Consider the following 11,812-nt stretch of genomic DNA (forward strand, 5'->3'; position numbering starts at 1 on the left):
GTTTCAGGGCGCCACGTCATATCCGAAGAGACGGGGCAGGAAGAGTGAGAGATCCGGCCAGAGCGAGGTCAGGAAGACGACAGGCACATAGCCAAACAGGATGAGTTTCATTGCGGGGGGGATGACCTTGGTCACCTTCACATTGCCGATCCGCGCGCCCAGATAGAGGATCGAGGCATAAGGGGGTGTCACTCCGCCCATCGCCGTGTTGACCCCCATGATGGCCGCAAATTGAACCGGGCTGACGCCGATGGCCTGCATCAAGGGCAAGAGCAGCGGCGCAATCAGGATGATCGCGGTCACGTCATTGACCACCATTCCGACCAGAAACAACATGATGTTGATCATGATCAGCAGAACAATCTTGTTCTCGGTGATCGAGAAGATCCCCTGGACCAGTTGCTGCGGGATGCTCTCGAAAACGAACATCTGGCTGAGGATCATGGAAAACAGGATCATCATCATGATTGCACCCACGGCGGTGGCAGCTTCTTTGCCGGCCGACAGGAAATTGCTCCACCTCAGACCTTTGTAGATCAGGAACCCCACCGGGACGGCGTAGATCACGGCAACGGCGGCGGCCTCGGTCGGAGTCATAATGCCCCCATAGATGCCGCCAAGGATGATGACCGGCATCAGCAGGGCGGGGAAGGCATGGAAACCACGCCGCGCCACTTCACCGGACAGTTCCGAGAAGGAGGGTTTGTCATCCAGCACCAGGTCGAATTTGCGCGACATGATGATATTGATCACCGAAAAGGACGTCATGATCAGCAGGCCGGGCCCAAGCGTGGCAAGGAAACAGGCAAGGATAGATGTGTCCGTAACCCAGCCATAGACGATCATGGTCACCGAAGGCGGGATCAGCAGGCCAAGGATCGACGAGTTGGCAATCAACGCAGTGGCGTATTCACGAGGGTAGCCGCGCTTTTCCATCTCGGGGATCAAAAGCGGGCCGATTGCCGCAATGCCGGTCAGACCAGAGCCCGAGATCGCACCAATCACGGCGCAGGACACGGCGGCCACCACTCCCAGCCCACCGCGGATGTGGCCGATAAACGCGTTCACAAAGCGCAGGAGAGACGCGGCGATCCCACTTTCAGACATCACCGTGCCCGCCAGAACAAACAGGGGAATGGCCAGCAAAACCGGGTTGCCCAGCTGTTGCACGCCCCAGAGCATCATCCCCTTCATGGTCACATCTCCCATGAAATACATGACCATCAGGGCAGAGCCGAAACAGTAGGGCAGGGGCACGCCCAGGGTGAGCGTGATCACCAACAGAGCGATGGCAAGAAGTGCAATCTCAATCATGCGGTCTCTCCGGTTTTCAGGCTGAGAATGTGGCGCACAAGGTGCGAGGCGGTGTAGATCATCATCAGCGCCAGACCGATGACCAGGGCGACATCGGAATAGAATGTCGGGATGTAGAGGGTTGGGCTTTCGCGCCACACCCGCCAGGCATATTGGGTGTAGTCCCAGGCCCAGGACAGCAGCCAAAGACCAACGGTCAGGCTGATAATCTCACCAATGATGGCCAGAACGGTGTGCCCGCGCTCTGTCTTGATGAAGATCTCAAGGACATTGGCGCGGATATGTGTGTTCTCGCGCGAGGCGTTGACGGATCCAAGGATGTAGAGCCAGACCGTCGGATAGGCCATTGTCTCTTCCAGCCCCATGACCGGAACCTGCAAAACATAGCGTGTGATGACCTGAACGAACTGACCCAAAGCCACTGAAATGATCAGCGCCGTCAGTAGATATTTAGCAAATCTGTCCATCTGTCCCCCGATCCCACAGGCCTTTGCATGCGGGTTGTCTGACCATCACACTGGACATTTGGCATTAAATCAATTTGATAATATCTTTAACTTCATAAATCAGGTTTATGACCATGCGATTGTCCTTTCGACAACTTTCCACGTTTCGAGAAGTCATGCGGTCTGGTTCGATCAGCCAGGCTGCCCGTGCGGTTGGCCGCACTCAGCCTGCGGTGTCCACAATGATTCAGACCCTTGAAGATCAGCTGGGCTTTGCCCTGTTCCTGCGATCTCATGGAAAACTGACACCGACGCCGGAAGCCTATTTTTTCCTTGAGGAATGTGAGGATATCCTGGACCGTGTCGAGCGCACGGAACGCACGCTTGAAAGGATCAGTTCGCTGCAATCCGGCAAGCTCAAGATCGCCTGCCACCCCGCAGCGTCGAGCGCTTTCCTTCCGCGTCTGCTGACCAGTTTTCTCAAGGACCGGGACAATCTTGATGTGTCCTTCATCATGAGATCCTCGGACGTGATCGAAGACCTTATCGCGTCGCAACAATACGACCTTGGGTTTGCCGAAACCCCGAAACCGCGCGCGTCGATCCGGCAAACAGATTACAACCTCGAATGCGTTTGCGTGGTGCCAAAAGACGATCCATTGGCGCGCGTAAAGGTTGTCACGCCGGATGATCTGGATGGCCGCCCGATGGCCGTTCTGTTCGATGAGCACGGAACCGCGGTGCAAACAGAGGCCGCGTTCCACGCCGCTGGATGCCATTTCAACAAGCGGATCGAACTTCGCACCTTTCTTCCGGGTCTGCAGTTTGTCGCAGAGGGCGTTTGCGTGATGGTTTGCGATATGATCACCGCTTATAGCCATCTGTTTCAAACACCGGAGAACGAACGCCTGACGATACGGCGCTTCAGTCCGCAAATATCAAACAGCGTCTCAATCCTGACCCCGGGCTACGCCACGCAATCCATGGCAAGCCAGGCGTTTATCAGCGTGCTTCACGCGGCGGTAGAACAGATGCAGGCCGAGATCCGAGACGCGTTGAAATGATAACAGCGGGACTGCCTCGGAATGCACGCGAATCCAGCGATGGGCGCTGAGACGAGGCTGGGGGCACATGTTCATCTGTGCCCCCTTGATGTCTCGTTCTGATGTCTCGCTCAACTATCAGTGCCACCTTACCGTAATATGCTATCCGCCATCAGACGGATGAAGGTAGTCTGATTGATATAACCCGTGACAGGAAGCTGGCGCGCATCCTGATACCTGCGGATGGCGCGACGGGTGGCATCGTCAAATTTCCCGTCAATCTTACCCGGCTTCAGGCCCAGACTTTTCAACCGGGATTCGATCAGTTGTCGGGCGCTTTTGTTCAGGCCCAGCCCCCGCTCAGCAGCTTGCGCCTGTTCGATCCGGGCCTTGTCTGCATCCGAAACCGACAGGTCCGCTATCCGCGCTTTCGCCTGATCAGCAAACGCGCCCTTTGGATACTGGGACAGATAGGTCCTGTAAGCCTGCAGGTCATTTCGGGAACGGGCACGGTCCCATGCCTCCCGATCCTGAGCAACCGCCTGAGCACGCTCTCGGTCCTCGATCACTTTCAGTCTTTCCTGCGCCAGATCGGCATAAATTCCATCCGGGAACCGTTCAAGATAGGCCCTGAGCCCTGCCGCATCCCCGGCCGCCCCCGTTTCCTGCCAGAACGCACGGTCCCGCTTGTCCTGTTCAATCTGCCGCAACCGCGCTTCTTCTTCCAGCTCAGCTGCCCGCAACCGGGCCTGTTCCGCCAGCCGCGATATGTGCTGCGCGTTCAGATAGCCAGACTCCGTTAGGCCATTGCCCTTCTGCCAGGCCGTGATTGCAGCACGAGAGCCGCGCCCGAAAATGCCGTCAATGCCACGGGTATCATAGCCCAGCAGAGACAGGTTGCGCTGGATTTCACGGCGCGCATCACGGCTGAGGTTCAAATTCTCTTCCGCGGTTTTTTCCCGGTAAAACGGGGTTGCCCGCAAAGAAGCAAGGCGCTGGCGGGCATCCGCTGCGTGGGCCCCGGATGGGTGGCGGTCAAGGTAATCCTGATAGGCTTGTTCGGAGTTTGCAGATAAGGCCCGCGCCCAATCGTCATCATCCTTGCCATCATTTCGCGCGGGTGGCTGTGCCTGCACCTGTTCAGGCTGATCAAACAAGGAAAGGGTTTGCGGGGCGAACCCTTCCACTGTCAGATCCGCCCGTCGCGCAGCCCGGATCAGGTCAGCATCGGGTGCTGCAACCACTCCGCCAACAAAACGCGACACGTCACTCAGCTCTCCACGGATCACAGTGACCCCCTGCGGAATGGCGAAATCGCCGGCTCCTGCAGAAACCGGGCCACTGTTCTGTGCAGACACGTCCCCTTCCGCCAGCGCAAGAACGGCGCGTCCGGGATATTGCGCCAATATCGCAAGGGCGGCATCCAGCGGGAAAGCCTGCATCAGCACCTGGGCCGGGTCCAGCGGGTCCTCGGCATCGACCGGCAACAGATAGGCCCCGCCTGCCCCCGACGCAAACCGCCCGGCCAGAATGATCGCAACCTGACTGGTATCATCATCAATGCCATCGACAAATTCAGTAAAGGCCCGCCGCATCTGGGCGGCGTTTGCATCCTGCACGCTGGTGACAGATATCCCCTGCGCGGCCAGCGTATCCGCATTTTGTTGCATATCCGCAGGCCGCCCCAGAAAGCTCAGGAAGCCGTAATCTGCATTGCCGACAAAAAAGGCGCGCCCATCGCTCCAGCCGGGCGTTGCCAGCGTCATCATGGTTGCCAAGGCGGTGGTCAATGTCATTGTAAATCGTGTCATAAAACGGTTCTCCTTCTGACAACCGACCCCGGCCGGCACGCATTCCCTTCAGCCGCACCCGGCCATCACAACAGGCCCGCACGGTCCAATGAGATAAGGTTGGGCCGCAGTGGGGTATCACGTCAAGGTTGGGGGCCGGCAATCGCTCCCCTGTCAGGACCGCTAAGCCACAATCCGCTGAAAGGCGGGATGGATCCCCATCATCTGCCGCTCAAAGCGTTTCGATTTTTCCCTAAGCATTGCAGACGCAACCGGGCAGGAGCAGCGCTCAGACCCTCCGCAAAAAGCCCTGCCAGAGCCTTTTGCGAGCAGTTCTGCCCACGGGACAGCGACGTGGCACCCGTGGGGCGCGCCGGTCAATCCTCGGCTTCGTTCATGTCTTCGATCAGGCGCGTTTCCAGAAGCTGACCATGCTTGTAAAGCAACGGGTAGGCAACCGCCGCGATGTGGCTGTTGAACTCCCTGAGGGCGCGCAGGGTTTCAAGGTGGATATCCGATGTTTCGAAACTCGCCACCTCCCCCATCTGCAACCGCTTCAAATGCTTCTTGCGACTTTTCCGTTCCGCACGCTTCACCTCGGTTTTTTCCAAACTCAGGAGCCGCGCGCTTTCCAGGTCATCCGAAACAAGGACGTTGCTGGCAAGGTTCAGGTTGGACAGGATGCTTTCATGCATCCGGGTCAGTTCCGCCCAGCCATCCAACGAGAAGGTCGTATGGGTTTTGGCCATTTCCTGCGCCAGCACACAAAGGCGCTTGGCCACAACATCCCCGGCTGTTTCCAGTCGAATGGCGTATTCCATCAGGTCGCGGACCGCCTTTACATTCTCCCGCCCCAACTCCCGGTTCGGAAGTGCGGCCACGTAATCCCGGATCCCGGTCAGGCAGTCATTCACCTCGTGATCCAGCGCCTGCACCGCCTTGATCTTTTCCCCGTCATTTTCACGATACAGCTGCAAGGAGGGGCGGAACATGACCTCGACCATTTCCGACATGCGCAGCAGCTCTTTCTTCAGGCTGGCAATCACCTGGGCGGGCGTTCCGATATTGTCGATATCAAGGGCGGACCCCGGGCGCAGGTTGATCCCCGCCCCCTCATTCTGACCGGGTTCGGGCATGAACCGCTCAGCACTGGCGGCCAGTGCCTTCCCGAAGGGCATGGCCATCAGGACCAGCAGGGCGTTGAAGGCAATATGTGCCATCACCAACATCTGGCCGGTTTCCGGCAAGACCATCACGCCAGAGCGCAGGAACAGGTTCACCGCAAACAGCGCCACAACCGCCCAGACCCCACGCAAAAGCAGATTGGTATAGGGCACTCTTTGCGCCGCGACCCCCATCCCTCGTGTCAGCCAGACTGGGATCACCGCCGAGCCCAGGTTCGCGCCAAGCACAAGGGACAGACCCGCCGCAAAGGGAATGGCATCAATCTGCACCAGGGTCACACACATCAGAATGGCGGCAACCGAGGAATGCATCACAAAGGCCAGCGCCGCCCCGACCAGAAACGCGGTCAGGTAATCACGCGCAAGATATTCCGCAATTGCCGGCAGGAACGCGCTGTCCCGGATCGGATCCATCGCCTCGCGCAGGAACCGCAACGAAATGAGGATAAATGCCACCCCCATCAGGATCCGGCCCGCCTGACGCCAGCGGCGTTCTTCGACCTTGACGAACAGCCAGCCGCCAATGGCCAACAGCACCGGCACCAGCCAATCCAACCGGAAAGACAGGATCTGGATCACCAGGGCAGAGCCAAGATCTCCGCCCAGCACAATGGCAAGCGCGGCGGAAAATTGCAGGTATCCTCCCGCCACGAACCCGGATGCGAGCAACGCCACGGCGGCTGAGCTTTGCAGCACGGTCGCCAACATGACCCCAAGGGCCGAATTGGACAAAGGGCCACGTTCCTGGGTCATCATGCGCTGGAAAGAGGCGCCGAAACTGCGTTCAATTCCGGTCCGCACCATCCGCACGGCAAACAGCAGGAGCATTGTGGCGCCCGCAAGGCTCAATAGGAAACTCAGGATCGCCATCAGCCATTCACCACTTGCAGCAATTGTTCATGAAGTTCAGGCGTGGCAGCAGACACCACCCGCCCGTCGGAATGCAGCCCAAGGGGGGCACCGGACCAGTCGGTCATCACCCCACCTGCTGCTTCGATCACCACAGACAGGGCCAGAAAATCATAAGGTTGCAGATCATAATCCACCACCGCATCCACATGCCCCATCGCCAGCAGCGCATGGGGGTAGCAATCATACGCCATCCGGCGGGTCTGCCCGGTGCGGGTCAGCCGATCAAACAGGGTCGGATGATCCCGAAAGATCTTCTCGCCCTCGTTGATATAGAGGATACCCTGCGCCAGATCGGTCTGGTTGGAGGTTTGAACGGGTCGACCATTCAGCCTGGCCCCCTGCCCGCGCAGCCCGATCAGCACCTCCTCCAGCACCGGCATGCCAATCACGCCAATCTCAGGGGTGCCATCAATCAGATGGGCCAGCAAAAACCCATAAAGCGGGTGCCCGGACAGAAACGAACGTGTGCCATCAATTGGGTCGATCACCCAAAGATGGGCGCTGTCCGTCTGGCTCATTCCCTCTTCTTCGCCAAAAATCCCATGGTCCGGGAATATCGCTGCCAGATAGGCGCGCAACTCCGCCTCTACCGCCTTATCCGCCTGCGTAACCGGGCTTTCATCCGCCTTGAACTCGATCCCCAACGCCCCCCGGAAGTAAGAAAGGGACGAGCGCGCGGCGATCTGCGCCATTGCCTCGGCATGTTTGGCAAGATGTGACAGTTCCGTCATGCTTTCATTCCTCCTTTGCCCGCAGGCGCCAATGCGACCTCAACGCCCCAGCCATCCAGCGCCCGGGTCAACCCCTTGTCTGGCGCTTTGTCGACAATGAGAAGGTCCACCCGGTGCGCATCCAGCCCACAATGCGGTGCCTTCACCCCGTATTTCTGGTGATCCAGCCCAATCACCACCCGGTCCGCGCGGTCCGCCACCACCTCGGACAGGGCCGCTTCGACCGGATTGACAAAAAGAAACCCGCGTTTTTCCGACAGGCCATCCACACTCAGGACCGCAAGATCAAATGCGAACCGTTGCGCCTGACGTTCCGTGACAGAGCCGAAAGTGCCGCGTTCGTCACTTTTCATTTCTCCACCGAGGAAGTGCACCCGGTTTCCGGATGTCCCCAGCATGGCCTGCGCAATGGCAATCGAATTGGTCACAACGGTCAAGCCGGTGTGCTTACGCAGGCGCTCTGCAACAAATGCGGTTGTGGATCCGACATCCAGAAACACGGTCATATTGTCGGCCACCTGCCGGGCAACCAGCTTGGCAATCTGCCGCTTTTCCTCCGGGTTTCGCGCCATGCGCTGAAAGAAACTCGGATCACCGGCACCGCCAACCAGATAGGCACCACCATGGACCCGCGCGACCGATCCGGTCTTGGACAGCGCCTTGATCCCCCGGCGCACAGTCTCCTCCGACACGTCGAGATGTTTCGCCAGCTCGGACGACCGGGCCGCCCCGCCAAGCCGCCGCAAGGCAGTCAGCAGCTCAAGCTCTCTGTGAGATAGGTTAGAGGCGTCGGTCATTTGCGTCTTTCGGTCAGTTTCGGTCATTTAACCCACAGTTTCCATCACTTTTCCATTAAAAAAGATCTGATGACACTCGAAAATCAACATATTTCCCTCGGCGCTTCCCCCTCCCCATAACGCCAAAATAGCGGTAAGACCTGTCAAAACAGGTATTTGCTCCGCCCATTTGCACAGGCGCATCATAGGCCGCGCTTATGGATCAATTGCAAAAAGGAATTTGTGACCAACTCCCCCACACTGGAAACTCGAACGCATGACAGCGGGAGCAGAAACATGAAAATCGTCCGGACAGATTGCGAGCTCCAGACACCTCTGGTGGACAAGGCCCTGACAGATGCGGGGCATAGGTTGGTTCTATTGCCGGACGGGATCAGCGAAGAGGACCTGATTGCCGAGATCCGGGACGCCGATCTGCTGTTGATGTGTTATACGCCCATCACCCGCAAGGTCATCGCATCCGCCCCAAAACTGCGTGGCATCGTGAAATACGGTGTGGGGATTGACGCCATCGACATCCCGGCGGCAAATGAACACGGCGTGATCGTGGTCAATATCCCCGAATACGCAGAAGAAACCGTGGCCGAAGGCGCCTTTGCGCTGCTCATTGCCCTGGCCAAGAAGCTGCCGGCGCTCAATGACCACATGCACAAAGAGGGATGGGCCTGGCCTGAACCGACATGGCTGGGCACGGATATCGCGGGCAAGACCCTGGGCATCATCGGGTTGGGCAAAATCGGGCGTTCGATGGCGCGCATGGCCGGTCAGGGCTTTCGCGCCCGCGTCATTGCCTACAGCCCCCACACCCCGGAAGACGAGATGCAGGCGATTGGCGTCGAGAAATGCGATACGCTGGACGCGCTTCTGAGCGAAAGTGACTTTATCAGCATCCACAGCGTCCTGAATGACGAAACCCGTCACCTGATCGGGGAGCGTGAACTGCGGCTCATGAAACCCAGCGCCATCCTGATCAACGCGGCCCGAGGCGCCATCATCGACGAAGACGCCCTGGTGCGCGCCATGTGTGAAGGCTGGATCGCCGGGCTGGGGCTGGATGTGTTCAGCCGCGAACCTCTATCGCTGACGGATCATCCGATGAGCGCCCTGTTCACGCTTCCCAACGTGATCCTGTCCCCCCATCTGACCTTCTATACGAAAGATGCGATGGAGCGGCTGGAACGCGAAACTCTGGAACGCTGCCAAGAGCTTATCGAGGGGCGGGACGTGTTGGTAAAATCGACGGATCCACGGCTGCGCATTCAGACAAAAGGCGTCACCTTCAAGGGCTGACATTAAACCGGCTGACATCGAAACCCGCCAACTTGGGGGGCTGCCCCCTTACCGGGTCAGGGCAATCGCCCCGATCCCCACCCCAACCACAACCGCTGCCAACAGCCGTTGCCCTCTCGGTCCCTCCCCGAACCAGAGCACTCCGATCAGGGCCGCAAAAATGACCGAGGTTTCCCGAAGGGCCGATACGATCCCAAGCGGTGCAATGGATTTCGCGTACAGGACCAGCCCGTAGGCCATGCCGGAAATCAGCCCTCCACTTACCCCCAACACCAGTGCGGAACGCGGCATCGCCCGCACCCGCTCCCAGCGGGTTGGAAAGACGTAGAACACGATCACCAGCTTGGCGACAAACAACCAACCGATATAGCTGACCGCATGGCCAGACAGGCGCACCCCGACCCCATCAATCAGCGTATAGCTTGCCACAACCACACCGATGCCCAGCGCGGCCAGCAACGCGCTGCTTGGCAAGGCACCGGCAAAGGCGGGGCGGGAAAGGATCATGATCCCGGCAGACACGGCACATATCCCGCCCCAGGCAAACAGGGGGAGGGTTTCACCCACCCAGACCTGCGCCCCCAACGCCACCAGAACGGGCGCCAACCCGCGCGAAATCGGATAGATCAGGCTAAGATCCCCAAGCCGATACGCCACATTGAGCAGATAGAAATAGACCCAATGCACCACAATCGACGCGATCATGAACGACACCGACGCCAAGTCCGGCAAAGGTGAAAGCCCCGCAATGACCAGCCCCGGCACCACATGCCCCAAGGCGATGCAGCCCAGCATGACGGTTTTGTCGCCCGCGCTTTTCACCAACGCGTTCCACATTGCGTGCAAAAGCGCGGCGGACAGGACCACCGTTGCGATGGCGGGTGTCATGCCACCTCTTTGATCGCTTGCACCACGATCTCAAGCGCCTGATCCAGATCCGCCCGCGAGATGGTCAGCGGCGGGGAGAGGGTCAACACACAACCTTGCGAGATCTTGAAGCTCAGCCCCGCATCAAGGCAGCGATAATAGATCTGCTCTGCCAGTGCATTGCCGGGGGTCTTATCGCTACGATCCTGCACAATTTCGACCCCGAACATGAGGCCCCGCCCACGGATATCTCCGACAATGGGCACATCCCAAAGCCGCTCCTGAAGCACCGACAGCGCGTGGCGCCCCAATTCAGCAGAGCGGTCAACCAACCCTTCTTCCTCGATGATTTCAATGGTGGTGAGGGCGGCACGGGCGGTGACCGGGTTTTTCTCATGGGTGTAATGCCCGATGGCAAAATCCCCGCAGACATCCAAATCCCGCCGCGCCACGCAGGCGGCGATGGGCAGCACGCCACCTCCGAGGTTCTTCCCCATGGTGACGATATCGGGAACAATGTCATCATGTTCGAAAGCAAACATTTTTCCGGTCTTGCCCAGCCCGGTCGGGATTTCATCCATGATCAGAAGCGCACCGCGCGCATTACAGGCCTCGCGCACGGCCTTCCAGAACCCGGCAGGTGGCACATAGGGCACAGCGCGCATAGGTTCGGCGATCACTGCAGCCACGTCCCCTTCACGTTCCAGCACGAAATCCACCATCTTGGCGCAGGCGAGTCCGCAAACATCCGGACCCGTATGGTTATAAGGGCAGCGATAGCAGGCAAAAGGCGCGACATGCTCTGCGCCGGCCAGCAGGGGCCCGGCAATATGACTGCGGAACGTGGCCTCCCCCCCGACGCTCGCTGCACCGAACCCGGCGCCATGAAAAGCATCCCAGAAGCTAACCGTCTTGAACCGCCCCGTGGCCGCCCGTGCGATTTTCAATGCCACCTCGTTGGCATCCGATCCCCCAGTGGTAAACAGCGTCTTCCCCAGATCCCCGGGCGCGATGGCCGCGAGTTTCTCAGCCAGTTCCACCGCCGGCTCATTGGTAAAGCGGCGCGGAGCGAAGGGCAGATCATCAAGCTGGGCCTTGATCGCGGCAATCAGCTTGGGATGACCCCACCCGATGTGATGCACGGAATTGCCATGGAAGTCCATGTAACGCCGCCCGTCCATATCCTCGATCCAGATCCCTTCCGCTTTGGCAATGGTGCTGACACAGGGGCTTGACAGACTTTGGTGCAGAAACACCTCAGCGTCCCGCTCCAGCAGCGGCTCTGATTTTGGGCCTATGGACTTTCCAAGCCACGCCTTGCGGGCGTCAGACGTATTGGACTCGCCTTCAGTATGAACAATCATCGCCATATCAAACCTCTGCATCTCAAGGAAAAAAGTGAGGCCCGATACTCAGGCCTCACCAGTTGCGGGAACAG

10 protein-coding genes are annotated in these 11,812 nt (G+C 58.9%); 2 read left to right on the forward strand and 8 right to left on the reverse strand.

From position 1 onward, the window contains the following. Window positions 1–3: 3 nt before the first annotated feature. Complete coding sequence (locus tag XMD517_RS09085) at window positions 4–1,314, reverse strand: TRAP transporter large permease (protein ID WP_173486001.1); 1,311 nt, start codon at window positions 1,312–1,314, stop codon at window positions 4–6. Beyond that, window positions 1,311–1,781, reverse strand: a complete 471-nt coding sequence (locus XMD517_RS09090) for a TRAP transporter small permease (RefSeq protein WP_055187560.1) — start codon at window positions 1,779–1,781, stop codon at window positions 1,311–1,313. Before XMD517_RS09090 ends, XMD517_RS09085 begins: the two co-directional genes overlap by 4 nt. A 113-nt stretch (window positions 1,782–1,894) precedes the next feature. On the opposite strand from XMD517_RS09090, the gene XMD517_RS09095 reads away from it, so the two are divergent. Then, on the forward strand, window positions 1,895–2,824 hold the full coding sequence (locus XMD517_RS09095; protein ID WP_173486002.1) for a LysR family transcriptional regulator: 930 nt from the start codon (window positions 1,895–1,897) through the stop codon (window positions 2,822–2,824). 128 nt (window positions 2,825–2,952) lie between these two features. Here the strand turns inward: XMD517_RS09095 and XMD517_RS09100 are convergent, their stop codons facing one another. The 4 genes from XMD517_RS09100 to XMD517_RS09115 all read right to left on the reverse strand — a co-directional run bounded on the left by XMD517_RS09100 (window position 2,953) and on the right by XMD517_RS09115 (window position 8,217). Further along, window positions 2,953–4,614, reverse strand: a complete 1,662-nt coding sequence (locus tag XMD517_RS09100) for a peptidoglycan-binding protein (protein WP_173486003.1) — start codon at window positions 4,612–4,614, stop codon at window positions 2,953–2,955. A gap of 356 nt (window positions 4,615–4,970) precedes the next feature. After that, window positions 4,971–6,647, reverse strand: a complete 1,677-nt coding sequence (locus XMD517_RS09105; protein WP_173487904.1) for a Na/Pi cotransporter family protein — start codon at window positions 6,645–6,647, stop codon at window positions 4,971–4,973. Then, a complete protein-coding gene (locus tag XMD517_RS09110; RefSeq protein WP_173486005.1) occupies window positions 6,647–7,420 on the reverse strand; it encodes an inositol monophosphatase family protein in 774 nt (257 codons plus the stop codon). The genes XMD517_RS09105 and XMD517_RS09110 overlap by 1 nt, the downstream gene beginning before the upstream one ends. After that, window positions 7,417–8,217: a DeoR/GlpR family DNA-binding transcription regulator gene (locus XMD517_RS09115; RefSeq protein WP_173486006.1), complete on the reverse strand. Its 801-nt coding sequence runs from the start codon at window positions 8,215–8,217 to the stop codon at window positions 7,417–7,419. Before XMD517_RS09115 ends, XMD517_RS09110 begins: the two co-directional genes overlap by 4 nt. Window positions 8,218–8,493: 276 nt before the next feature. On the opposite strand from XMD517_RS09115, the gene XMD517_RS09120 reads away from it, so the two are divergent. Beyond that, window positions 8,494–9,507 (forward strand): 2-hydroxyacid dehydrogenase, encoded by a 1,014-nt coding sequence (locus tag XMD517_RS09120; protein ID WP_173486007.1) that lies wholly within the window; start codon window positions 8,494–8,496, stop codon window positions 9,505–9,507. Between the two features lie 48 nt (window positions 9,508–9,555). On the opposite strand, the gene XMD517_RS09125 is transcribed toward XMD517_RS09120, so the two are convergent. Further along, window positions 9,556–10,395: a DMT family transporter gene (locus XMD517_RS09125; RefSeq protein ID WP_173486008.1), complete on the reverse strand. Its 840-nt coding sequence runs from the start codon at window positions 10,393–10,395 to the stop codon at window positions 9,556–9,558. Beyond that, the gene (locus XMD517_RS09130) at window positions 10,392–11,744 is read right to left on the reverse strand and encodes an aspartate aminotransferase family protein (protein ID WP_173487903.1); all 1,353 of its coding nucleotides are present in this window, start codon (window positions 11,742–11,744) and stop codon (window positions 10,392–10,394) included. Before XMD517_RS09130 ends, XMD517_RS09125 begins: the two co-directional genes overlap by 4 nt. Window positions 11,745–11,812: the final 68 nt, after the last annotated feature.

The organism is Aliiroseovarius sp. xm-d-517, from assembly GCF_013283135.1.
In the GTDB taxonomy this organism is placed as follows: Bacteria; Pseudomonadota; Alphaproteobacteria; order Rhodobacterales; family Rhodobacteraceae; genus Aliiroseovarius; species Aliiroseovarius crassostreae.